At 52.9% G+C, this 25214-nt stretch carries 22 protein-coding genes; 4 read left to right on the top strand and 18 right to left on the bottom strand.

The window, feature by feature from the left end:
- Window positions 1–169: 169 nt before the first annotated feature.
- Window positions 170–523, bottom strand: coding sequence for a DUF3243 domain-containing protein (locus tag SACSAC_RS14055; protein WP_425414810.1), 354 nt, complete (start codon window positions 521–523; stop codon window positions 170–172).
- Between the two features lie 118 nt (window positions 524–641).
- Complete coding sequence (locus SACSAC_RS14050) at window positions 642–1553, bottom strand: NAD(P)/FAD-dependent oxidoreductase (protein ID WP_037287443.1); 912 nt, start codon at window positions 1551–1553, stop codon at window positions 642–644.
- A 373-nt stretch (window positions 1554–1926) separates the two neighbouring features.
- Between SACSAC_RS14050 and SACSAC_RS14045 the strand changes: the two genes are divergently transcribed.
- Window positions 1927–2214: a hypothetical protein gene (locus SACSAC_RS14045; protein ID WP_156951005.1), complete on the top strand. Its 288-nt coding sequence runs from the start codon at window positions 1927–1929 to the stop codon at window positions 2212–2214.
- Between the two features lie 36 nt (window positions 2215–2250).
- The gene (locus SACSAC_RS14040) at window positions 2251–3597 is read left to right on the top strand and encodes a hemolysin family protein (protein ID WP_037287437.1); all 1347 of its coding nucleotides are present in this window, start codon (window positions 2251–2253) and stop codon (window positions 3595–3597) included.
- Between the two features lie 215 nt (window positions 3598–3812).
- Here the strand turns inward: SACSAC_RS14040 and SACSAC_RS14035 are convergent, their stop codons facing one another.
- The 14 genes from SACSAC_RS14035 to hrpB all read right to left on the bottom strand — a co-directional run bounded on the left by SACSAC_RS14035 (window position 3813) and on the right by hrpB (window position 21172).
- A complete protein-coding gene (locus tag SACSAC_RS14035; RefSeq protein ID WP_037287434.1) occupies window positions 3813–4061 on the bottom strand; it encodes a hypothetical protein in 249 nt (82 codons plus the stop codon).
- Between the two features lie 165 nt (window positions 4062–4226).
- Window positions 4227–8984, bottom strand: coding sequence for an S-layer homology domain-containing protein (locus tag SACSAC_RS27160; protein ID WP_051507119.1), 4758 nt, complete (start codon window positions 8982–8984; stop codon window positions 4227–4229).
- Between the two features lie 200 nt (window positions 8985–9184).
- Entirely contained in the window at window positions 9185–10087 is a 903-nt protein-coding gene (locus SACSAC_RS14025) for an aldo/keto reductase (protein ID WP_037287431.1), read from the bottom strand.
- Window positions 10088–10101: 14 nt separating this feature from the next.
- Window positions 10102–10857 (bottom strand): acyl-[acyl-carrier-protein] thioesterase, encoded by a 756-nt coding sequence (locus tag SACSAC_RS14020; protein WP_051507118.1) that lies wholly within the window; start codon window positions 10855–10857, stop codon window positions 10102–10104.
- A gap of 179 nt (window positions 10858–11036) precedes the next feature.
- Window positions 11037–11621, bottom strand: a complete 585-nt coding sequence (locus SACSAC_RS14015) for a nitroreductase family protein (protein ID WP_037287428.1) — start codon at window positions 11619–11621, stop codon at window positions 11037–11039.
- A 23-nt stretch (window positions 11622–11644) separates the two neighbouring features.
- Window positions 11645–12676 (bottom strand): aldose 1-epimerase, encoded by a 1032-nt coding sequence (locus SACSAC_RS14010; RefSeq protein WP_051507117.1) that lies wholly within the window; start codon window positions 12674–12676, stop codon window positions 11645–11647.
- Between the two features lie 349 nt (window positions 12677–13025).
- The gene (locus tag SACSAC_RS14005; protein ID WP_084778067.1) at window positions 13026–13634 is read right to left on the bottom strand and encodes an ArsR/SmtB family transcription factor; all 609 of its coding nucleotides are present in this window, start codon (window positions 13632–13634) and stop codon (window positions 13026–13028) included.
- Between the two features lie 95 nt (window positions 13635–13729).
- Window positions 13730–15040: an MFS transporter gene (locus tag SACSAC_RS14000; protein ID WP_051507116.1), complete on the bottom strand. Its 1311-nt coding sequence runs from the start codon at window positions 15038–15040 to the stop codon at window positions 13730–13732.
- Between the two features lie 170 nt (window positions 15041–15210).
- A complete protein-coding gene (locus tag SACSAC_RS13995; protein ID WP_037287425.1) occupies window positions 15211–16212 on the bottom strand; it encodes a Gfo/Idh/MocA family protein in 1002 nt (333 codons plus the stop codon).
- A gap of 129 nt (window positions 16213–16341) precedes the next feature.
- Window positions 16342–16707, bottom strand: coding sequence for a replication termination protein (locus SACSAC_RS13990; protein WP_037287423.1), 366 nt, complete (start codon window positions 16705–16707; stop codon window positions 16342–16344).
- 211 nt (window positions 16708–16918) lie between these two features.
- A complete protein-coding gene (locus SACSAC_RS13985) occupies window positions 16919–17404 on the bottom strand; it encodes a DUF4269 domain-containing protein (protein WP_051507115.1) in 486 nt (161 codons plus the stop codon).
- Window positions 17404–17532, bottom strand: coding sequence for a hypothetical protein (locus SACSAC_RS28670; RefSeq protein WP_281175779.1), 129 nt, complete (start codon window positions 17530–17532; stop codon window positions 17404–17406). The genes SACSAC_RS13985 and SACSAC_RS28670 overlap by 1 nt, the downstream gene beginning before the upstream one ends.
- 194 nt (window positions 17533–17726) lie before the next feature.
- Window positions 17727–18410: a general stress protein gene (locus SACSAC_RS13980; RefSeq protein ID WP_037287419.1), complete on the bottom strand. Its 684-nt coding sequence runs from the start codon at window positions 18408–18410 to the stop codon at window positions 17727–17729.
- 173 nt (window positions 18411–18583) lie between these two features.
- A complete protein-coding gene (gene hrpB / locus SACSAC_RS13975; protein WP_084778065.1) occupies window positions 18584–21172 on the bottom strand; it encodes an ATP-dependent helicase HrpB in 2589 nt (862 codons plus the stop codon).
- A gap of 229 nt (window positions 21173–21401) precedes the next feature.
- Here hrpB and gluQRS point away from each other — a divergent pair, with 229 nt between their 5' ends.
- Window positions 21402–22349 (top strand): tRNA glutamyl-Q(34) synthetase GluQRS, encoded by a 948-nt coding sequence (gene gluQRS / locus SACSAC_RS13970; RefSeq protein ID WP_037287416.1) that lies wholly within the window; start codon window positions 21402–21404, stop codon window positions 22347–22349.
- 195 nt (window positions 22350–22544) lie between these two features.
- On the opposite strand, the gene SACSAC_RS13965 is transcribed toward gluQRS, so the two are convergent.
- A complete protein-coding gene (locus SACSAC_RS13965) occupies window positions 22545–22919 on the bottom strand; it encodes a DnaJ family domain-containing protein (protein ID WP_037292826.1) in 375 nt (124 codons plus the stop codon).
- A gap of 751 nt (window positions 22920–23670) precedes the next feature.
- A complete protein-coding gene (locus SACSAC_RS13960; protein WP_037287414.1) occupies window positions 23671–24468 on the bottom strand; it encodes an SDR family oxidoreductase in 798 nt (265 codons plus the stop codon).
- Window positions 24469–24841: 373 nt separating this feature from the next.
- Here SACSAC_RS13960 and SACSAC_RS13955 point away from each other — a divergent pair, with 373 nt between their 5' ends.
- Window positions 24842–25084, top strand: a complete 243-nt coding sequence (locus tag SACSAC_RS13955; protein WP_037287411.1) for a hypothetical protein — start codon at window positions 24842–24844, stop codon at window positions 25082–25084.
- Window positions 25085–25214: the final 130 nt, after the last annotated feature.

The following is a 25214-nucleotide window of genomic DNA, read 5'->3' as shown; positions in this document are numbered from 1 at the left end:
GGGAAAGCCTCTCTGCTACCAGAAGGCTTTCCCAAAATCGGTGGCTGCTTTGTTGTGCGTCGTAAGATGTGTGAGATCAAGGATCCGATTTTTGTAAAAACCGACTGATCGGCGGGTTGGCCTCTTTGGCGAGGAACGGTATGCCCGCTTATATCAAGCCATTCGAATGTTAAGAGTTTTGAGCCAAGCGAACCAACAAATGCGCCAGCTTATGGCGCTGATCCTGGTCGCCGACCTTCCACAGTTCCTGAAGCAGCTTTTCCTCGCTATTGCGCGGTTCTTCGTTGGCTGCCAGATAACCGGCTACTTTTTCGGCCACTTTGGCCAATTGCTCTTCGCCCAGCCCGATGCTTTCTCCGATTTTGATCCGGTTATGCAAGTATTTTTTGAACTCTTCAAAATCCTGCAGGATCTTGTCTTTTTTGTCGTCGCTGATGCGATCGATGGTTTGCTCGACCTTGTCCGTATGCAATTCTCCGTCTTTCGTTACCGCATGCTGTTGTTCTTTGATGTTGTCGCTCATAGTTAGTTCTCCTCTCGGTTGTGGGTTTCTTTAAGCGGATCTAACGGCGTTCATTTCAAAGTGTCTAGCACCTGCTGCACTATTATTAACCTCTCAGCCGAATATGAACCCTAACGTTTTAGCTTTTATGAATTTTGCGCAATTTTTTGTGTATCCAAATAGCTGCTTGCGTCCCTTCTCCCATGGCGATGGTGGAAAGTTCGGAATGCAGCCCGATATCCCCGGCTACCCACACGCCTTCGACGTCCGTCATTTTGGTTCGGGAATCGGTTTTGATATGACGATTGCTCTCCAGCTTAACGCCGAGCTGCTCCGCAAGTTCCGACCGGACATGGTTGCCCCCGAAAGCGATGAATCCGCGTTCCGCTTCGATGACCGTTCCGTCCGTCAGCACGACCGACTGAATATCGTGGTGCTCGTCCGAACGCACTTGCGCTACAGGCTGTTCGAGGTAGGTTACGCCGATCTCTTCCAAATGGTCGAGCAAGCGCTGTTCGATCGGCTTTCGTTCATGATTGATATAGGTAACGTGAGGCGTCCGTTCGGCCAACAATACCGCCATGCCCGATCCGTGCTCGCCCGATCCGATCAATACCGTTTTCCGATCCACGATCTCGTAGCCGTCGCAGTCCGGACAAATGTAAATGCTATATCCCAAAGCGTGGCGCAGCCCTTCGATATCCGGGTAACGATCCAGCATGCCGGTTGCGATCAATACCGTGTGCGCGGTAAACCGGTTACCGTCGCCTGTCGTCAGAACAAATCGTTCGCCGTCGCGCGCGGCTTCGGTCACGGTTCCTTCCATAAACTCGATGCCTAGACTTTCCGCCTGCTCTCTGCCTACTTTGCGCAAATGTTCGCCGGTCACGCCTTCGGGCCAACCGATAATATTATGATAGGTATGGCACACGGAGGAGCGGCCGTGACCGGCATCGATCACCAGCACGTTATGCCCGCTGTAGCGTCCCAATTGAATCGCAGCTTGAGTACCGGCAATTCCTCCTCCGATAATGATGCAATCGTATACCATAATAAAGAAAGCTCCTCTCCGATTATGCAGGCTCAGGCATCGATCGTTTTGCCGCCCGTCGTACATACCCGCTTGCTTTTGTAAAGTCAGTTTCAAAATTATATAAACCAAAATGACGTTTTTGAACGTTCATTTGACATGTGCGTTTGTTCTCCATACAATTTGTGTAGTTGAACTTTCATATTTCAGCATTTGCATAATATATGAATTTCCGGCCCGAAATCGCGCGTAAGACCTACATATTGAAAGGGGTCGTTTCCTTATATCTAATCGAATACGAAGGCCCCGGAACGTTTCTCGCATCGCGAAAAACGGGGGCAACTTTATTTTTATTTTTCTGCTGACGCTTGTTCTGTGCCTGTCTCCTGCCATCTTGAAAGATGCGGACCCGATCGATCTGGATGAAGCACTGGACAATCTCAACAGCGCGGATACCGGAGTAGGGCTATTGCCCTCGGGATTATCCTCGATGCTGTGGACGCCAGGCGGAATTCCGCTGGAATCCGATCCTGCACCGCCCTATAATCCCTTTTTCCCGCTGCATGCAACAGAACTGTTGATCGGGTGGGCCGTCCTGCTGCATTTGAAAAGAATGCTGCTGCGGCCGCTCAAGTTTCTCTCGAATTACGTGCATGAAGACCGCTTTTCCTTATTTACTTGAAAAGCGTTTCATACACGAAGGGAGAAATTTGTTCACATGGGAGTTACCATAGCCATCAATCTTACGCTGGTTGCGCTGCTGATTGCGGCAACCGCTTATTTCGTTATTACGGAGTTTGCCATCATTCGAGTCCGGGGAAGCCGGATCGATCAATTGATCATGGAAGGCAATAAACGGGCCGTCAACGCCAAAAAGGTCATTACCAATCTCGACGGATCGTTGTCCGCCTGCCAATTGGGCATCACGATTACGGCCCTCGGCCTCGGATCGCTCGGCGAGCCGACTATGGAGCTGTTGCTTCATCCGGTGTTCGAGGCTGTGCCCGCGATTCCCGAAGCCGTTGCCTCACTGTTGTCTTATGTGTTGGCCTTCGCGATTATCACGTATCTGCACGTCGTAGTCGGTGAACTTTTCCCGAAAACGGTGGCGATCCAAAAATCCGAAGCCGTGACATTGGCGGTATCGGGTTCGCTGCTTATCTTCTACAAAGTGATGTATCCGTTTATCTGGCTGCTGAACGGCTCTGCCAACCAAATCGGCCGCTTGATCGGCATGAAACCGGCCAGCGAGCACGGCGAAGCCTTTTCCGAAGAAGAACTGCGCTTGATTTTGAACGAAAGCTACGAAGGCGGCAAAATCAACCAAAGCGAACTGGGTTACGTTAATCGAATTTTTGCTTTTGACGAAATGCTGGCTAATGAAATCATGGTGCCGCGTACCGATATGGCTTGCCTGTATCTGGACAAATCTCGCGAAGAGAACCGGCGCATTATTTTGCAAGAACAATACACCCGCTTCCCGGTAGCCGATTCCAGCAAAGACCATATCGTCGGCATGATCAACACCAAGCAATATTTCCTGGCGTTGGAAGAGAACCCGGATTTGGACGTTGCGGAGCTTGTACACCCGGTGATGTCCGTATCCGAGAGCATGGCGGTCAAAGATCTGCTCAAAAAGATGCAAAAAGAAAACACGCACCTCGCCGTACTGGTCGACGAATACGGCGGCACGTCCGGCATGGTCACCATCGAAGACATTCTGGAAGAAATCGTGGGCGACATCCGCGACGAGTTCGACGAAGCCGAAGAAGCGGAGCTCGTTCAATTATCGGATGACGACCTCGTCGTCGACGGCAAAGTCTTTATCCACCGCATCAACGAAATCCTGATGACCGACCTCGACGACGAAGAACTGAACACCATCGGCGGCTGGTTATACGGCCAAAAACCGGATCTTACCGTCGGCCAAAAATGGCAGTACGAAAACCTCGAATTCACCGTACTCCGCCGCGGCCCCCGCCGCTACCGTAAACTCGAGATCGTCCGCCACCCCGTAGAAGCCGACGAAAATCTCGAACGCAACGCGCTGAACGAAGAAGTCTAATCGTCTTGGCCTATTGATCTTCTAATCTTTATTTTTCATTGTCTGCTCTTCTATCTTCTACCCACATAACCAGCAAAAAGCCTTCCGGGTTTCCGGAAGGCTTTTATTTCGAGTGAGTCCTGTTCGTAAAACTGCGCAGCGCCTCCGTTTTACAAACAGGACCTTAAACGAGAAAGCAAAGTCTCCGGCTTCCCCGGCAGGTTTTTTCCTATTCGTCAAAAACCGCTTTTATACTTATCGTCGCTCGAAGAACGCTGCTTGGTCGCATCCTTGTCCTTCTCCTCCTGCTGCTCCAATCGAATGTCTTCCATCGGCAGCGGATCGACGTTTTGTTCCTCTTCGTGCATATCGAACAAGCTTTCGTTTTCGGTCGGATACTGTTCGGGATGATCGAGTGCTCCTTCACGATTTGCGTCTTGCTGATTCTGCTCTTGTTGTTTCTTTTCGTCGTGTTTGGCATCCATCGTCTAATACCTCCTATAGTCGGCTTCTCCTCCTGTTTACCCGTAATGCAGCGTGATCTAACGTTCAGTTCGCGTAATTATTAGTCAAAAGAAAAAGCAGGCTCTGCGGCAATAGATCCGCACGAGCCTGCTTCTTTTTCAATCAGCTGGATTTTTCCTTGGATATTAATCAATAAATTGCAAGTGTTGCAGCAGTTTCTCCAGCATAACGGCCGTCTCTGCACGCGTTGCTTCCTGTGCAGGGGAAATGCGACCGTTCGCGTTTCCTTGCAGAATACCCGACGAAGCCAGCTCTGTCAGCGATTCGCGCGCCCAAGCCGGAATATCCGAAGCATCGCTGAAGCGGTCGAGAACAGAAGCATTCGATGTCAGCTTTCCTCCGGCAAATCCGCTGGCCTTGGAGAGAACCACGGCAATTTCCTGACGGGTGATCGGAGCATTCGGCTTAAACGTACTGTTCGGATAACCGTTCATCAGTCCTGCGCCTACAGCCGTTCCTACGGCTTCGGCATACCAAGCGCCTTGGTCGATATCGCTGAATGTCGAGGCTGCGCCGGCATTTGTTGTCAGACCGAGAGCGCGCGCTGCAATCGCAGCGAACTCCGCGCGAGTGACATCACGGGAAGCCGCGAATACCCCGTTGCCCGTGCCGTCGACAATCAAACGCGATGCCAACTCTTCAATAGAAGCTTGAGCCCAATGTCCGTTAATGTCGTTAAAGGTCTTGAGCGATTCAACGACAGTATAATAGCTATTTCCGTTACGCATGAGCGAAGCCGTCACTTTATTGCCTTCTGCCGCAAACACGGAAGGGACAAAGGAGAATGTGCCTGTAGTCGGATCATACAGCACGCCCGTCAGATTCTGCGTGTTCTTGCCGTCCGGCAGAGCAATCGTGCGCTTCACGTACGTATTTCCAAAGTTGTTCAGCTCGATCGTCTTGCCTTCAGCTTCAGCCGTCACACGGAACTCCATGATCGGAGCAGCGAGAGTGAGCGAGTTTTGCGAAGCCGCGCGCTCTGCGCCCTCTGCTGTACTTCCGGATGCGGTAACCATAGAAACTTTAATCGCAAAGTCGCCGGTAAATCGTCCAGCCAGATTGGCATCATTCAACAGCTTCAATGGCAGCGAATACGAAGCTTGATCCGATGTGAAGGACAGAACGGCATTCGGATTCGAAGCCGCTTGGCGCATCAGTTCGGCTCCCGGCAATACGATTTCGGCACCCGCCGAATTCGAACTTACCGGGATATTGGCTTCGTTGGAACCGCTTGTCAGCTCCGACAGTTGGGCAGTCAAATCAGCAGCTGTGAGCGTTGTCGTCGAAGCCGAATTCGGATTCGGATTTGTGGATGGAGTGGTGGTTCCCGTTTGTCCATTGCCGGTATTCGTCGTATTTCCGCCTGTAGTTGGAGTCGGAGCAGGCGTTGGTGTCGGCGTCGTTCCTGGATCCGTTCCCGGATTAGGGTTCGGGTTCGGGTTCGGATTCGGTGTTGGAACCACCGCTTTCAGATCGAACTGGGCTACAACCGGATCGTGATCGGATACCCGCCCTCTCGATTCCGGATAGTCCGCGTTCAGGTGCACGACGTCCACTTTTGCGGAAGCCGCGATGTTTTTGCTCGCCAAGATATGATCGAGAACCTGCGAGTTGCCGTCGTACGTGTACGTATACTGTTCACCGATCGGCAGTGTGTCAATCAAGTTCACCAATTCGTTCCCGCGCAGCAAGTCAGCCGTCGGCGTGAATTGGAAATCGTTCAGGTCGCCCAATGCGACGATGTTGGCTTTCGGATTTGCAGTCAATACCGTTTTGATAAACGCGTTGACGGTCTTCGCAATCTCGTGACGCTGTACTTCACTCGACAATGTCGGCGGTTGAACGTTGCCGAACGGACCGCTATCGCCGCCTTTGGAATTGAAATGGTTGGCAATGACGATGACCTGCTCGCCCTTGAATTCAAATTGGGCGGCCAAAGGTTTGCGCGATTCATTAAATGCCGCATTGGTCGGATCAACGCGTGCCGGATTATAATTCAACATACCGGATGTCGGATCGTAAACAGCAGCGGTCTTGGCATTCCCTTTTGCATCGTTGACGCTATCGGACAATTGAACGCGATCCGGATTGTAAAGGAAACCTACGCGGATGTTACCGCCTGGCTGACCGCCATCCTCATTGTTTGTCGGAGCGACGTCCGTGTACAGATAAGTCGGACCGCCCGCTTGAGCGATCGCCTGAATCAATGCGGAAGCATCCGCTTCGACGGTTCCGTTATTCGCCGGACCGTCCGCATCCTGCATCTCGACAACGCCGATAATATCCGGACGCTTCATGTTCGAGGCAATGGATTCGCCCAACTTCTTGATTTTCGCATCTCCGGTTCCCGGATAGAAGTTTTCGATATTGTAAGAAGCAATTATCAGTTTGTCTTCTGCCGGCACAATATCCGTTGTTTCCTGACCGCGAGTGCTTGCCGTAATAGATGGTAGTCCGTCCTTGGCAGGAATGACTTTGAAGTTGGCGTTATTGTAACCAATTGCGCCTGTCACGTCGCCGTCGAAGGTATCGCCGGTTCCCACTTCTTGCCCTGGATTGCCGTAAGCGATAATCAGGCGCTGCGGATTGTAGTTCAGATACTCTTTGAGTACCAGACCGCCCGCCGGAGAAACGACTTCGTTGCTATCGTTTTCGACGCGCGCGGCAATATTGTACGTGCCTGCGCTCACCCAATACGGGCTGAGAATCGTTGGGCTCGGCAGCGTGACCAGCATGCCTTCCAAAGATTCGTAGAAGTCGATCGCATCGTGTTCCGGGTCGAATTCCGTCATATTGTCGTCATCAATGACCGAAGACGGAATCACGCGGCCTTCTTTCCCCAAAACGATTGGCTGAGGAACCTCGTAGTCAACGCCTTTCACCGCACCTTCTACTTTTTTAATCGAAGATAGGGAGATTTGCGTGGACGTCAGGTTGGTACTGCTTCCTTCATTATATTCGCTGACCGTACCCGATACCCGAACCAGATCGCCCACGGCAGGCTTCAGATCTTCTTTGGTCGAATACACGAAGATGCCTTCGGATGTCGCTGGATCGTTGTCCGGTTTGTTGTCTTGCAGGAAGAAGCCTTTGTAATTGCCGTTGGAGAACGTGTATCCGTACTGGGTCACGACCCCTTCGATGTCTTCGACTTTCTGACCGTCATACTCGGAAGTATGGGAACGGCCTTGAATGTCGTGGATACGCGGTTGTTGTACGGCTTCGTAATTGAACGTGTATACGCGACTTTGCTCGCCGTTCAGCACGGCAATGGCTTTTACCGTTGTATCTTGCTCGACTTTGAGCGCGTTTTGATACAGCAAGCCGGATGCAGTCGGTTCGCTTCCATCCAGTGTATAGCGAATTTCCGCTTCCGCCGTCGGGCTGGACAATGTAACTTCGCCGCCGATAATGATTTTACCGGATTGCGGGTTTGCCGTTACCGAGAACAATTCTTCCACCAGTGCATCTTCGCCCAGCGGAATTAATTGGTAATCGTTCTGGTATTGCTTGACGACACCCGTTACGCGCTCAAAAGTCTTGCCTACAGCCAGCTTCGGCGAGTTGGAGAAGATCGTGAACGTCTCCCCGCCTTGAGTAGCCGTATAGGCGTTGCTGGTCGGGTTTTTAGCCGTGATCTCGATACCGGTCAATTGCACGAGTTCCGCCTCGTGCGCTTCACCGTTAGCCGGCGACAAGTCGGTTGCCGTCAAAATTTTCGGATCAGGAACGCCTGTATTTTCCTCAATGACTTCGTAAGGCAAACCGTCTACCGGCTTTAGTTCTTGCAGATTGTTGTAGATTTCCATGACGCCGCCGACTTGAACGCGGTCGCCAACTTGAATATTACCGTTCGAGTAACCGTATAGAACGATACCGCCTGTTTCATCCTGGATGTACGTCTCCGTGCCGTTAATGAACGTTACAATACCTGCTGTCAGCGCATTTTCGCCTTTTTTGAGCAAACGCGCATCCGCAACGCTGATGGATTGAATCAAGTCGTATGTATACGTCGTCTCTTCGCTCTGCGTCATTCCCTCCGCTTGCGCGTAGGTACGAATTTCTGTCGGGCCGGTAACGGTGATCGGACCGATATAAGGCTCGTACGTTCCCGATCCGCCAGAGCCATAGACGGCTGCATATACACTTGCTGATACTGTCGGGCTTTTCAGAGAAACTTGGGTTCCGGAAATAACCGCGCCGGATGCCGGAGTCGCTTCGACGGATTGCACGCGCAGGGAATCGTAAGAGCTGTTGCGCGGGTCAGGCGATGCGACCGAAAAGTCGTTGCGATTCGAATCCGTATCGAGGGCACGGTTCGCCGGAGCCAATCCATCCACAGAACCTCTTACAGCAGCAGTCGTATTGCTCAGAACTTCAGTCGGAGCTGTTCCTTCGTATTTATTCGCTGTTCCGTAGCCTACTAAATCAATTTCATTACCGGCATTGTCAAGCAGATCAACTTTACCGTTTGTCCCAGCCATTTTTATGGACAACGCAGAAAGATCAGCCGTTGGAAGTGCAGCCGCATTTCCCGTTCCTGCACTTGCTTCAATCAAATAATAGCCGTTGGATTCGATACTGCCTTGCAGCACGGCAATATTATCTCCATCGTCTGGGAAAGAAGTGGCTGTCGCGGAAGCATACCGAATCTTCCAGCCTGTTACATCGATTGTTGCAGAGGTTGGATTGTACAACTCGATAAAGTCATTTTTATAGGGTGCTCCGCTGTTTCCGCCGCCTCCGTACACCTGCGAAATCACAATATTATCGTTGGCCGGAGTCGCCGATGCCGGAACAGGCGACGGGAAGACGCTGGTTACCAGAACCGCGGCCGCAAGCAGCGCAGGCCATTTTTTCTTGTTTGCCGAGATCATTTTCATGTTTCTGGGAGTTCCCCTCTCTATTCGTTGCTCATTTTGGTCTCTCAATTGCCAAGCTGATTCATTCTAGCATCACTCTATTAACGGGTCGTGCGACGACGGTTAACGGGGCGTTAAACTATATCCTATCCTAATCCATATAAAAAAACCCCACTTCACCTAAGCGAAGTGGAACTTTTTTCTTTTTATGATTCTGTTTTTCAACGATGCTGCGCATATACGTTAGCCGGGACACCGGAACGAATCGCATCTAGCTCCGCGCGGCTCAAAGGCGAATGCGAAGCTGCTGCCGCATTGGCACGAAGCTGCTCAGACGTACTTGCGCCGGCCAGCACGCAAGCGACTGCCGGATTGGCTAATGGATAACGCAGCGCGGTTTCCGTCAATGGGCGATCTGCCGCCTGCTTGATACCTTTGCGAAAATCCCGTAATTCCGTTTCCGCATACCCCAGGTAACCTTTTGCAAGCTTACCTTCGCCTTCTTCCGCCAGCATGCCGCTTGCGACAGGGCCGCGGGCGATCAGGCCTATGCCGTTGGCTTCGAGCAGCGGCAGAATTTCTTCCTCCGGCCTGCGATCCAAAATACTGTATTGACTCATGACGCTTGCGATATTCGAGCGCGATACATATTCCCGGACGACATTCGGACGAATCGATGAAATGCCGTAATAACGGATCACGCCTTCGCGTTTCAACTGCTCGAAAGCTTCGATCGTTTCTTCGATCGGGTCGTCGAGCGTCCCTCCGTGCAGTTGGTAAAGGTCGATATAATCCGTTCCCAGCCGACGCAGACTGTCCTTCACCGCAGACAGAATATAGCCTTTCGAAGCATCCCAGGCCCAACCTTCCTGCCCCGGCACGCGACGGTTTCCGACTTTGGTGGCCAAGACGACTTCGCTTCGGCGACCCTTGATTGCTTTTCCGACCAGTTCTTCATTGCGTCCCGCATCGTACAAGTCTGCCGTGTCCAGCAAATTGATACCGAGATCAAGAGCTTCATGCAGCAAACGGATCGCCTTATTCTCCTCCGTGCCTATCGACATACAGCCAAAACCTATCTCGCTTACGAGAAGCTCCGAGCGGCCAAGCTTGTTTTGTTTCATATCGAGTGCTCCTTTCATTTAAAAAGTTTCGTTTTCGGCTTAAGCGACCACACCGCCTCGAACGTTTTGCGTCCCGTTTCCGTTTCTCCGAAAACAAACCATTCGCTTCCTTGTTGCCCGCAGCGAAGTTGAATGTTGTCCCCCAGCGCAGCTTCCTGATTGTAGGTGATCCGAAACGCAACCAGATCAAAATTTCGTAATTGCTCCGGGTTCATCAGATCGGTGCATAGATCGGCATAACGAGCATTATTCATATGACCGTAGCAGTCCACTGTACTATAAGGTACCGTGTAGGTCTTAGGCTCCGACCACTCGATTCCTTTATCGGGCGTGGATACCTTTTCCGGCGGTCCGGATAAAGAAGGGCGGCTGCTGACCGGTAACGGAAACGGAAACGCGGACGGCCGCAATATGCGGCGTTTATGGATATCGACCAATGTCCAAGCTGTAGAAGCTCGCATGACTTCAAGATCGTCCGTCCCAAAAAGTCGATAGTCGCGCGTCCATAATACCCCGGACGCTCCGCTATTCCACGTCTCCAATGTCAAAGCCTCTCCGAGACGGGGCATTCTTTCCAACTTCACTCGAGTCGTCATCAGTACCCAAGCCAACCCGCGCTCAAGCAGGCGGGCTACAGGGACGCCGGCATTCTCCAGATGGCGGTCGGCCGCATTTTGCATCGCCGCCAGAATTGCGGACGGACGAATGCGTCCGGCAAAGTCCGATTCTGTCACCGTGGCAACGAAAGGTTCGGTCCATACGTCCTGCATGCGCTTCATCTCCTTGTTTTTCATTATACCTTCGTATCGGACAATCTCCAAAGCCGGACCTGGTGCGTTTCTGGCAAGTTAATAAAAAGGCTCCGCGCCTCCAAAGAGACGCGAAGCCGATCAAAGGTCAAACCCTCAACGTTCGAAACGGGATACTGTTTACATGCCGTAAAAAACAATCAGTCTTCTGCGCCGTCAATCCAGACCGTTTTCGTCTCGAAAGACTCGCGCTTGCCTTCGCCCGGTTCGCGTGCCGGATAACCGAGGTGGACAAAGCCCAGCATTTGCCCGTTCGGTCCCAGACCGAAGCGCTCTGCCATCACGGGATGGTAGCACGAACTCCCGCTTCTCCATACTGCCCCCAGTCCCAGGGCATGAGCTTCAAGCAGCATGTTTTGAATTGCCGCTCCCACGGAAAGGGTCTCCTCCAACGGAATGATATTCGGTTCGTCGACAGGCTCGCAGCCTACCGCGATGATCACGGGAGCACGCGATACTTTTTTCTGCGCGGAAGCCAATAACTCCTCGCGTTCTTCCGCGGACGGACTTGTGCCTTTCTCCGCCGCTTCCGTATCGACCAATGCGGATGCAAGACGGGTTCGGCCTTCTCCTTGCAAAACAAAGAATCGCCACGGCTGCGTTCTGCGGTGAGTCGGTGCCCACGTTCCTGCTTCCAAAATGCGTTCGATCAACTCGCGCGGCACGCTTTCATCCTTGACTGCCCCGACGCTGCGCCGGGTACGGATCGCTTCTGACAGTTCCATTGCGATTCCTCCTTCTTATATTCTTATACGCCGCTTGCCAAATCTACCGCATAAATACGGCTTGTCGCCTGCCAAATTTCGCCCGCTTCGATTGCGAACAATCCCATATCTTCGCTCGGCAGCGATTGATTCGGCGCGTTCACCAGATTGACCTGCGGTTCGGGACAGATGAACGAGCCGCCTGCTCCGCTGTTCCAGATCATCCAGTGACGATAGGACGTCCCTACATCATACACAACTTTGACGCCGATGCGCGAATCGGTAATCTCCGCACGGTTGCGTCCGCCCTGCGGAACGGCCGTGTAATGGTTATCCATGGAATCGATATACGGATTAACGCCGCTTTCGCGCATTTCTTCTTCCCATTCGGTCAGCGGTTGGAATCCTCCGGTCGGCAGCATGCGTCCGTCCAGCTCGCGCCGTTGCCCGATTGTCACTTTTATTTTGCAATCTTCCGACGTGCTTTCTTCAGCGAAAGGCGCATTGAGCGCCGTATGGAAAGCGAGCAGCGCAGGCAGCTTGCGTCCCGATTCGTTAAAGAGCGCGACGTCCTGTTCCAGCCCCAGCGAGCTTAGCGTATAGCGAATGCGCAGCGTGAACGCATAAGGGAAATATTCATACATTTTATGGCCTTCGCCGACATGATGGGCCACCACGACAAAGCTTTCCGCTTCCGACGCGCCGAAAGCTTCCACATCCCAAGGAAGCGTATGCAAGTAACCGTGCAGGAAGTTGCCCGTCGCTTCTTCGTTCACCGGGAAGGTGTACTCTTCGCCGTTCCATTTCAGCTTGCCGCCGTCATAGCGGTTCGGAGGGAATAGCGGCGGAATGCCGTGCGTGCCCGGATCGGACACGAAAGCCTGCATGTCTTCCGGCTCGCGCAGGAAACGGAAGCCGCGCTTGGTATCGCGGAAAGCGATCAGGTTGCCGCCGACATTCGGCAGTACGGCAGCCTCGTAATCGCCGTATGTCAGCCAAACGGCCTCTTCTCCATTGTAGTCGCCGCGTTTTGCTTCATATACCGGAGGAGTTCCGGCATTTGGATTCATGGACATATACAGTCTCCTTTAAATCAAGATGGAATCACTCAAGGTTCATTATATCGCGTAGGCGGAGGCGCTTTCAATTCGAAAAAGAAAAAGACGGTCAGGATTGACCGTCTTGAGGTTGCTCTCGAAAGTTACTTTTGTGCGGGAAGACAAAAGACTGCGAGAGAAATTGCCAGCATACGCTTCCGAAGTGCATTTCTTCGAAATGCTTCACAATTCGCTGTCTCACTCGGAAAAAGGATTGGATTTAACTAAGGAATTTTCCGAGTTCAAAGGCGTCTTGAACTGAATTTCTCTCTCCGTCTCCTGTCTTCCGGTTACGCCGGACTTTCTCGACATGCGGAGAAAAACAGACTCAATCTTCTTCCCCTTTTTCCTCTTTCGGCATATCCTTCTCCGCATCGGCTTCGGATTTTTCCGCGCCCAAAGCCAGGAACAGATCGTAAGCTTTCACTTCTTCGCCGCTGCGTTTGCGTTCGTAGGGCTCGAACAGCTTCTGTACCTGACGGAACAGTTCTTCGGCTTCTTCGGGGTTCATGTACAGGATATTCTGCATAAAACGTCCCGTATCGCCGTCGCCGTTTACCCGGTTCAAGAACGTTTCTTTTGTTTGATCGAATTGTTCCGCGATCAGGCGGCGCACGTTGGACCAGTACACGCTGCGCATTTCCGGTTCGATCTCTGCGGCTTTGATCTCGATCTGGCCGGAATACGAATCGTAATATTTGGCTACGATCCCGTTGATAATCTCGGTATGGTCGATGGACACCAGTCCGATCGATTCCAGCTTTTTGACGTGATAATAGACCTTCGCGGGCACTTCCCCCATCCGGTCGGCTACTTCTTTGACCGTCGCGGGTCTCCCGAAATCCAAAAAGGTTTTCAATATCCGCAGCCGGTAAGGATCGGAATAGATTTTGATCTCTTCGACCGTGTTCAGCGTTTTGCTCTCTCGTTTATCCACTGCTCCAGCTCCCGCTTTTTCATGATCGGCTCCGCGTAACGCGAAGTTCGTATCTTCCCATTATAGGCGAAAAAGGACCGGCAGCACAAAAGCATCTATTTCAAAGTACGGAGCTTTGGGATCATCAACATCGCCAAAGCAGGCAGCAGTACCATTGCGCAAACGATCAGATAAAGAGGCGACAATTGTATCCGTTCGGCCACCGCTCCGGACAACGCGCTTCCGATCGGGAAAGCGGCCAAACAGAGCGTGTTGAACAGCGAACCGACCCTGCCGAGCATATCGGACGGCGTCTGCTCCATCACATAGGCGGTAGCGGGCGAAGCGATCAGATTGATCGACAAACCGAGCAGCAAATATAGCGCCGAAGCGAAGATCAAAGCAAATCGCGGCTGAGCAACGACAGGCGGCAGTACCATCAATCCGATCGAGATCCCCATCAACACAAATCCAAACACCATCAGCGTCCCTTTTCGTACACGAGATCCGACCTGTCCAAGCAGCAATCCGCCAACGATCATGCCTGCTGCCATTCCGATGCTGAGCGCGCTGAGAGCGCCGGGTCCCTGCTTAAGCAGCTCCCCGACGTAAGCCGCTTCCAAAGCTTCGATCGGCGAGACGGCAAAGTTCAGGAACGCCGCCAGCCCGATAATGATCAGCAGTATTTTTTGACGAGACAGATAAACCAGTCCCGATCGCAATTCCTGTCCGAATGCGGATACCGATACGCTGGCGCTATCCGTTTCCTTTTTGACTGGCTGCATCGCCGGAATACGAAGCAACGTTAGCGCGGATAGCAATAGCATCAACGCATTCAGCGCGAACGCTCCTCCGAGTCCGGCCCATGCGATCAATGCGCCGGACAGCGCGAACCCGCCCAGCCTGGCCGTTTGCGCCGCGGAAGCCATAAGCGAGTTCCCCGGCATGATCTGTTCTTTGGATAACAATCGGGGCAGCCAAGACATCATGGCCGGATTGGAAAAAGCGGCGACCGAAGAAAGCAGCATCGATAATGCGAACAGATGCCATATTTGAATCGTTCCCGTCACATAAAGCAGCGCCGTCCCCGTCACGATTCCGCCTCGGATTAACGCGCTGACGATCGCCGTTTTTTTGTTCGACCACCGATCCACCAACACGCCCGCAAAAATCCCCAATACGATCGTCGGCAGCGTTCCCGCGGCAAACAATGTTCCCATCAATAGTTTGGACCCGGTAAGCAAGTAAACCAGCCAACTGTAAGCGATCACGTCGACCGAATCCCCGAAGTTGGACAGGACCCGGGAAATCAACAGTCGGCGAAACGAAAGGCTGGTCCAGAGCGATCGAATTCCTTCCGGTTGCTTGCGCTGCTGCGTAGTCGCGGTGCTTGAGGTTTTTGCCGTTGCCGTTTGCGTATCTTGCATCATTATACCTCCTTAAATTTTTATTAACGTTAAAATATTTTTAATGTTAATCTTATTTTAACGATAACGAATATTTTTTCAAGAGGTATCGTTAAATTTTTTTTGACGATGATATACAAAAAAACGCTCTGCCGTATGACAGAACGTTTTCTTCTCGTTGCCTGATGTTTTTAATCCTGCCCGATCTCAACCTTGACGCCTTCCCGCGCGGAACGAAGACAAGCATCCACCGCCCGCATGTCACGCAAAGCATCCGACGCGGGAAACGGAAGCGGCTCTTCGCCGAAGACGGCACGCGCGAACGCATCCGACTGCAAAATATAATGGTTGACGCAATGCAGCTTTTCCTCGCGCTTATGCCGATCCGTATCGACGATAATCTGCGGATTCTCCCGCCAGCCGAACATATGCGGAAGTTCGATGCGTCCTTTTGTCCCCGTTACCTCGAAGTAGGAGCGATTATACGCCCACATCCCGCACTCGAACGACAACGCCACGCCTCCGGAAAAGGCAAGCAGGCCCGAAGCGGACATATCCACGTCATCATGCTCCGGCGAGAAAAAAGCGTGCGCGGATGCCCATAACGGCTCGCTTCCCATGATCATTCGCGCGGCAGAGATCGGGTACACGCCGATATCGTAAATCGAACCGCCGCCCATCGCCCGATTAAAACGCACATTCCCCGTATCATCAGGCGTACAATAGTTGAACACGCCCCGCATCGAGCGAATGTCCCCGATCTCGCCGGACGCGATGATTTCGCGTACCCGACGATGCTTTTCTCCGTATCGATACATGAATGCTTCCGAAAATACGACATGATGCTCTTCGCACGCCGCCAGCATCTCCATCGTCTCTTGCGCATCCAAAGCCGCCGGTTTTTCGCATAAGACATGCTTGCCCACCCGCGCTGCCCGAATGGTCCATTCCTTATGTAAATGGTTCGGCAGCGGAATATAAACGGCGTCGATCTCCGGGTCGTCCAATAATTCTTCGTAACTGCCGTAATGCCGCTCCACGCCCGCACGCTCTGCCATCTGCTTGGCTTTGTCCGCATTTCGGCTGGCTATGGCTCGCACGATTCCTCGCTCGGACTCCTGCACCGCCGGTATAAAAGCACTTTCCGCGATCGCCGCCGTTCCGACAATTCCCCATCGCAGCGTTCGAACCATATCGTTCCCTCCTTTAAATAACCTATCCATTATCATGATAACGCTTTCTTATTGCTCTGCCAATCGCCTTTCTTTCCCCGTAAAAAAAGATACGCATTAAGCCTGTTCGGCGCGTATCTTTTGAGCGAATCAAACTCCGTAATTATCTTCAGCCGCTTTGTTCAACATTCCCAAGCAGCGATCCAGATCGGTTTTGACCTGTTTTTTGTATAAATTAGCTTTCTCCGGTCCGTCTTCCGTAAAATGATACAGCACGATTTCCTGGAAATCGACGCGGGGATCGTTGCCTTTGAGCTGCTTGGTCCGGTAAAAGACGCCTTCGTGCACCAGCTCGTGCAGCGCACGGTAAATTTCGCTCTGTGGAGGCACGTACCCGAAGGGCTTGAAGTTCTCCTTCATCTCTTCGAGCATCTGGTATCCGTATCCGCGTTGCTGCTCAACCATGGTGATGAGGTACAGTTTGATAAATGCCCGTTGGGCGATCATGAAGGCCATGCTTTCCTCCTCCTTTTCGGGTGAACGTTTGTTCCCTTTCATTATAACTGAATTTTTGCGTTTTCACATCTTTTGACCCGGTTTTTTTGTGAAAAAGAGCGAAGCGGCGCTTTTCTCCTTTTTTCAGAGGGAGAGCAAAGACCAATGCATATGTTGGTAAGAAGCGATAAGCTCATGTTTACTATTGTGAATTTTTCACTTGATAAAATAATTAGTTAATTTGACGCTTTAAAACAATCCGGCGAAGCTCTTGCTCATCAGCTTCAGCCAGTCGATACATGACCTCGTAAGGATTGCCGGGCAACTTGTAAAAAGAGGCAAACGCAGGTTCCGTCTTCAATCCTGCCTGCTTAAGAGTACGAATAGACTCCGCTACCGAAGGTTCGTCCAACGCCAACAGCCGACGCTCTACAATCATATGCCGACATCCGTTCTGCAAAGCGGGAGGTCGTCCCTGTCCGAACAACTCGATCGGGATCTGTTCCCATAAAAATCGCACAACCGAGCGTTCTTCCCCCTCCGCGCTGCGCCGATCGGCTTCAAATCCGTCCAAATGCCCATATCGGCTTGCGCATATCCGCAAAAATTCCTCATGGTTATGAACTTCGCATAACACGTCCAGATCGCTGCCCGGAATATCGATCCCGATCGGAAACGTACCCGCTATCGAAGGACGGTACAAGGCAAGCTGCTCCATTAAGCTGCCAATCCCCGCTGCCGTTTATCTCCCTGTTCAAGCCAGCGTAATCCCTCGCCGCCGGTCGGCGCATGGAACAGAGTCGATATATCGGGTTTGCGAAGCTTTCTCTCCGACGATGAAGCCATCTACATTTCCCTTCTTTCTGTGCTTTATTGTTGCTCTATTATAAATGAAGACAGGCCTTGATTCACGCGATCTTCGATTCGAACGGCCGTGCCAACCAAAAAAAGACGCCCGAAGGCGCCTTTTGAATGAAACTCTGATGTAGGATCATGCTTATCGCTGCCGATGCGCAGCAGACCCTCTCGCGTTATTCTTTTTAAATGCCTCGATCCCCGCGCGGTGGCAGCGTATCCGACGGATCGTCAATCGCCCGACGGCGTTCTGCTTCGCTGATCGAATCTGCCGAATTTCGATTTGAAATCCCTACCTGCTCGGCTTCCATGTTCGTTTCCGGATTCACCGAACCGCCCGTATGCATCTCGTTGCCATATCCTTCTTCCGTCAAATGGTAACGATTGGCGTTTACCGAACGGTTGTCGCGGAACGAGTTGTATACGTCGCGGCTGCGGTTGTCTTCATCGACCAGAACCAAAATATTCCCTTGATTCAGATACTCCTGATATTCTTCCGCTTCGTTCTCCGGAATGCCCAGTCCTACCAGACCGCCGACCAAACCGCCTGCTCCGGCTCCTACCGCCATGCCCGCAATTGCCGCTGCCAGAGGCCCGGCTGCCAGAATCGGCCCGATCCCCGGAATTGCCAGCGCGCCGACTCCGGCCAACAGACCCGTTACGCCGCCGAGCACGCCGCCTGTCGCTGCTCCTGCGGCCAAGCCTTCCGGAGCCTTTGTGCCTGTCTCTTCATCTATCGCTCTTAAGTCGTTGCGATCTTTTGCCACTACCGAAATTTCGTCTGAAGTAAACCCTCGCTCCTGAAGGTTCTGAATCGCCAGCGAAGCTTCCCGCTCGTTTTCGAATACCCCTACAATTTTTTTCGCCATGTTAAACTCCTCCTTCATCGTTGTTCCCAACTGACTTGGGATTCGTGTTCGTTTCTTTATTACCCGATGCAGGGCAGGCGAAACGCGGAGTTATCGGCGCGCCAGGGATGCAGGTCTATTGAGGCGAGCGATTCTTTTATGCGGAAAACCGACTTTTCCCGCGCAAAATCGCTTTAGTTGCGGGGACGGACATGCCTTGTCGCTTCGGCTCCGTTCGGGTCATCCGGCCAGTAATGTTTCGGGTAACGGCCCTTCAGATCCTTTTTTACTTCGAAATAGGTTTCTTTCCAAAAATTAGCCAAGTCCGACGTGATTTGTACCGGACGACGGGCTGGAGAAAGCAATTGTAACGTGATCGGCACACGTCCGCGTCCGATGCGGGGCGTCTCGGTTTGGCCGAACATTTCTTGAAGCTTTACCGCCATGAAAGGACGTTCGGGGTCGCTGTAATCAACGGCAATACGCGAACCGCTGGGCACGCTTAGACGGGTTGGAGCTTCCGCGTCCAGCGTCCGTCGCTGCTCCCAGGTTAAACGCTGTTCCAGCAGTTGCGGGAGGTTAAGCCTTTTGAGCTGCGCTTCATTGCGAATGCCCGATGCGTAAGGAAGCAGCCACTCTTCCAGTTCTGCCAACAACGTCACATCGTCGGCGGCGGGGAATTCCGAGTCTGCCAGATGCATGAACATCATGCGGTTTTGCAGTTCCCTCGCCTCCTTGCCCCATGGAAGAATCCGGCCGTCAGCAGCCCGAATTCCTTCCAGCAAAGCGGCTCCGACAGCTTCCGGATCGGGCGAAGAAGCTTGCGCCGACTGTAAAATGACAGCACCGATCCGTCGGATCCGCAGCGCGGATACGGCGGATCGGTCCGAATCCCACTCTACGCATGTTTCTTCGATCCCTTCTTCAGCAGCAAAAAGGTTCAAATCGTCCGCTTCGATCGGAGCCGCAAGCCATATTCGTCCCTCGCTTCCCTGATCGTCAATATCGGCGGCGACCACGTATTCTTCCCTCGACAGCAGTTCCCGCTCGGGCATATACACGCCGCGTCCGCCGCTAAGCAAGAATCGTCCTCCTCCTCTAAGACGCCCGATCCGATCGGGGAAAGCGTAAGCAAGCAGCAACCCTGCCCGATGGAGATCGCCATCCGAACTTTCCGTCACGCCGGCAATTCGGCGCAGCCTGGCAGCACGCTCCGCCGCCCGGTCTTCCGGCGTCCGCGGCGTGCCTGAATTCCGTTTACCGGAGGCGGCAAGCAGAGCCTCCAAACGCGGCAGCAAGGACACGGTGTCCGTCACCGTTCCGCCGGCGGGCGCAGCAGAAGAAGCTTGTTCCTGAAGCAGCGCCGCCAGATCGCAGGCAAGGCCCTGCAAGCCAATATCGAGACCGGCAGCACGCCGGATCATCCGGGCCAATCGAGGATGCACGCCGAGGTCGCTCATCGCCCGGCCTTCTTCCGTAATATGATTTTCTTCGCCCAGTGCATGCAGCCGCCGAAGCAGCGTCTGCGCCTCCGCATAGCCGGCTTCCGGCGGCGCGTCGACCCAATCCAGTTCCTTCGGATCGCGAACGCCCCATGCTGCCAGTTCGAGCGCAAGCGGCGCGAGATCGCTTTGCAGGATCTCGGGAATCCGGGAAGTCGGCATGCCCGACTCTTCTTCGCGGCTCCACAACCGATAACACATACCCGGCGCAGTCCGCCCCGCGCGCCCTCTCCTCTGATCCGCCGACTCCAGCGATTCGGTCAACGTGACCAACCGCGACATGCCTGTGCGCGGAGAAAACACCTGCGTCCGCATCAGGCCGCTATCGACGACGGCCGTCACCCCCTCGACCGTAATGCTGGACTCGGCCAGCGTGGTCGAGAGCACGATCTTCCGCTTCCCGTCCGCGGAAGCCCGAACGGCGCGACGCTGTTCTTCGCGCCCCAGCCCGCCGTGCAGGGCCAAAATCTCCGCGCCCGTCAGTCCTCCGCCGCGGACCAGCTCTTCCCGCGCGCGCGAAATCTCGCGCACCCCCGGCAGGAATACGAGAATTCCTCCCTCCGTCTCTTCCCAAGCCCGGCGCACGGCCTGCGCCACCTTGCGTTCCAACGGAAGTTCCCGCGCAGCGCCGAGATGCGCCGTCTCGACCGGATAGACTCTGCCTTCGCTGCGGATCACGTCCGCCCCGCCCAATACGCCGGACAACGGCTCGGGATCGATCGTCGCCGACATCACGAGAATACGCAGATCTTCCCGCAGCACGGCGCGGCTTTGCAAGGCAAGAGCCAATCCCAGATCCGCCTGCAGATTGCGCTCATGGAACTCGTCGAAAATGACCAGACCTACTTCTTCCAGGGAAGGATCGGATTGCAGCATCCGTGTTAATATGCCTTCAGTCACAACTTCGATCCTTGTTCGAGAGCTGGATTTGCTATCCAAAGCAATCCGGTAACCGACTATTTCTCCCGTTTTCCCGCCGAGCGATTCCGCGATGTAATCGGCTGCCGATACCGCCGCAAGCCGCCGGGGTTCCAGCATCAGAATCTTGCGCCCTTCCAGCCAAGGTTCATGCAGCAGCGCAGGAGGGACCCGTGTCGTTTTGCCGGCTCCCGGCTGAGCAATCAGGATCGCGGGACGATTTGCGGCAAGGCTTCGTTTCAGCTCAGGCAGGGCGGAGTCGACGGGAAACGTTATCGCGTTATTTTTGGAAAAAGGAGCTTCGGAGAACCTTTCGCCGGAATCGCTTTCTTTTTTCGCGTTTCGGACTTGATCTTCTTTCATGTTGGGCAGTTCCCTTTCCTTATAAGTAGACTGATTCGAACATGCAATTTCAGCCTACAGAAAATGTGTCGTATAATGGATCATGTCAAGCTCGCCTGTATGTCTGATCCGATTCATTCGAATTCATGCGACGCTTTTGTTACTGATCGATACTAAGGCCTGCATGCAAACCTTGAAGCAACGCAAGGTACCGGTTTGCGTGCACGCCCCAACAAGGAAGTGAACGATAATGAGACGCGGACGTTTTGCGCCTACGCCGTCCGGCAAAATGCATTTGGGCAATGCCCGCACCGCACTGATTTCCTGGCTCCATATGCGTTCGTTAAACGGCGAATTCATACTCCGCATGGAAGATATCGACACCGAGCGTTCCCGTGAAAAATGGGCCGAACTCGCGCTGCTCGATCTGCGCTGGCTCGGTCTGGACTGGGACGAAGGCCCCGACGTCGGCGGTCCCTGCGCGCCCTATACGCAAAGCGAGCGTTTGGAACGATACGAAGCAGGCTTGCTGAAGTTGGAAGCGGCAGGCGCACTATATCCCTGCTTTTGCAGTCGTGCAGACATTCTGTCCGCTGCCAGCGCTCCCCACGGATTGACCTCCGAAGGTCCTGCCTACGCAGGAACATGCCGGCATCTGACGGCCGCGCAGCGTGCCGAAAAAGCGCTGCATAAAGATCCTTCGCTCCGCTTCGCCCTGCCTGAAGGTCGTGAAGTTCGTTTTGAAGATGGCATCGCCGGAACCCGATCCTTCGCGCCGGGCAGCGGAGGCGACTTCGTCGTTCGTCGTGCCGACGGCCTGCATTCGTACCAGTTGTCGGTCGTGATGGACGACGCGGACATGAAGATCACTGACGTCCTGCGCGGATACGACTTATTGGATTCGACGCCGAGACAAATCCTGTTGTATGAAGCTTTGGGACTCGAAACGCCGAATTTCCTGCATGTCCCTCTATTGAACGGATCGGACGGCAAACGCTTGGCCAAACGTCACGGCGGCATCGCGATCTCGTCCTTCCGCGAACGCGGCACTTCGCCTGAACAGCTTGTCGGCTGGCTGGCTCATGCGAGCGGATTAATCGACCGTCCGGAAGCGGTAGCGGCCGCGGAGCTGGTGAGCTCTTTCGATCTGTCTTTGATTCCGCGAGAACCCGTCGTCGTGGACGTGCCTGATTTATAAGGTTTGCAAGAACAAATAACTGCAAATATCCATTTATCCGACTCGATATGTTCCATATTCACCGAAATACCTGCATTTATCCATTTAAATGAGCAAGCGTAAGCCAAAATTCAGACGCTTTTTCAAAAATAAATGGAGATTTGCAGGTATTTCAAACTTAAGCTTGAGCAAAAATCAAATAACTGGATTTCTGCATTAATCGCCGCCTAACCGATCCTTGATCTTGTCCGCATATTCCGAATACGCGCCTCCGCTCCAGCCTCGTTCTTCTTCAACCATCCGAAGTTTGAGCCTTTGCGTATTCAATCGACGTCCAATTTCCTCACGATCTTCATCCGAGCGGCAAGCCGCAAGCAAATCCTCCAACTCCAAACATTCTTTTCGCAACACAATCTCCTGCGGCAACATCCCCGCATTTTTCAAAATCCGATAAGGAACCCGAAGTTCTTCAGGCACTCCTGACATATCTTCCAATTCAATCGGTTTCCCGTTTCCCGGCAAGTCGTCAAACTCCCCGTTGCGCGCCGCTTCGTCGATCTTCTGCTCCGCCAACCACGATAACCAACCCATCCGAATCCCTCCCGATCCCATCGACTTTTGTCGTTCCATTATACCTGATTCTTTTTGCCTTGGGCAGCAGGCTCTCTTTTCCGTGACAAAAAGCCCTGCCTTGGCTATCCTTTGGCGGGGCTCAAATTCCAAGCAATTCCTATTCGTTGGGAGAAGCTTGAAGGCGGAGAGAGAAATTCGTTCAAGATGCTGTCTCACGAAGAAAGCTTTCAGCTTTCTTCGTTCAAAGGCGTCTTTCACCGAACTTCTCCCTCCGCCGTCTGCTTAAAGTTATTAAAAAGGCTTGCTCGACCAGCATTGGGTTTGCTCGTTTAAGATAAGAACTAACAAGCGACTTAAACCGCTACATAGTCTTCCGGCATAAAAAAGCTCACTAATCCGCTTTCCCGCAGCCTGCAAAGCAGCTACCTAGGGCGTGTCTTCAAACCTCGACGGAAGAAGATTTTGCCGAATTTTCGTGCTGAATAAGGAACTTTTCTGAAGGCGTGCCGGGGCACGTCAAGGGAAAGTGACGCTGCGTTGCCGGAATCGTACACGCTTTAGGTACGAATCCGGGGCAGCGCGAAAAGGCGGTAAAAGATGCACGTTGGCAGGTTTGAAGACACGCCCTAGCCCGGCCTATGCAAAAGGGCCGGGCGCCCTACCTACACGCCATGCTCTGACCCAGCGAGCCCGATTCCGCACCTGAGCGACTTTTGGCTTCCCGCAAGGGAAACAACCCGAGCGAAGGGGCGGAATCGGGCGAGCGTCCTCAGAACAACAAAGACTCCCCGCCGTCCACCGTGATCGAAGTCCCCGTCACATGGCGCGACTCCGAAGAAGCGAGGAATACCGCCAAGTCGGCCACCTCTTCCGGCAATCCGTGACGTCCGGCGAGCGGATGATCGCCGCCCCGGGGAAATTCGAGCGGGATCGCGATCTCGTCCATGCGGGCGTCTTCTTCGGTCGTCTCGTCGATGTTCGTCGAGATCGCGCCGGGACAGATGGCATTGACGCGAATCCGATAGCGAGCCAGTTCCAATGCCGCCATTTTGGCGAAAGCGACTTGTCCGGCTTTGGATGTGCTGTAAGGAGACATGCCGACGCTGGAGTACCTTCCGTTGCCGTTTACGGAGCTGGTAATCACGATGCTTCCCCCGCCGCGTTTCTTCATATAAGGAATGGCGTATTTCACGGATAAAAACATGCCGCCCAGATTCACGTCTATGGTCTTTTTAAACTCATCGAGTTCCATATGCTCAATAGGACCTTTTGCTCCGTTGATTCCGGCATTCGCAAATACGGCATCCAATCCTCCGAAATGCTCGTTCACATTCCGGTAAGCCGCTTCCATGCCGTCCGGGTCGGAGACATCTACGATTTGGACAAAGCCCGAGCCGCCCCGGATACTTTCCAATTCTGCGCGCGCCGATTCCGCGCGAAGCGGGTCAAGCTCGAATAACGCGACATTCGCGCCTTCCTGCGCGAATTTCACGGCCGCTGCCAGTCCTATTCCTGAACCTGCTCCTGTCACAATCACGGTTCTGCCTTCAAAACGCGGTGCCGTCATGGCGATCCACTCCTTCGTTTTCAGAAAGTAAATACCTTTTTGGAGGCAGTTAGACGGCTGCTCCAATCCAGGTATTCATTACCCGAAAAGTTCTTGCATTCAATCATTTTCCGCTTTTTCAATCCTTTTTTGAAAATTGATTAATTATTCACGCAAAAAGGTTTTCATAAATAGGCAAGGCAGGGTAAAAACTATTAAAATCAAGCGGCGATCGCTGCCGATAGGCTAACTATTAAGGAGGAATCGAGAGTTTTTCAAAAAAAACCGAGAAAATAGTAATATTTACGAAGAAATTTAAGCCTTTTTTAATTTGTTTTTAAGGAAGCGAGTTTATAATACAAACAAGGATAAAGAACATGACGAGGTGATTGTAATGAAAACGACGACGATTACGGTTCAAGAAAAACTGGTTCCCGTTTACATTGACGCCGAGAATACTCAACCCGCTCAGAAAATGCTCAGACTGCTGACCAGCGCATTAGATAATAAGTTAAGCAACGGTAAACGTGCCTTGAAAAATTGTATCGGTTCCCTGATTAGTATTGAAATTGTCGGCTCCGAAGCCATTCTGCATTCGTACCGCGAAAGCGACACGCTCGCTCTGTCCCTCTACTAATAAGAGTGGCGCGGCATCAGCAGCGGTACATAAAAAGACATTCCGGTTTGCGGAATGTCTTTTTTCATGTTTTACCGGCTTATTGTATGATCATCATGCGGCACTGCTTCCTCGCCGCACGCAGTGCTGA

Source organism: Saccharibacillus sacchari DSM 19268 (assembly GCF_000585395.1).
Taxonomy (GTDB): Bacteria; Bacillota; Bacilli; order Paenibacillales; family Paenibacillaceae; genus Saccharibacillus; species Saccharibacillus sacchari.
This window is presented reverse-complemented; position numbering and strand designations above follow the sequence as displayed.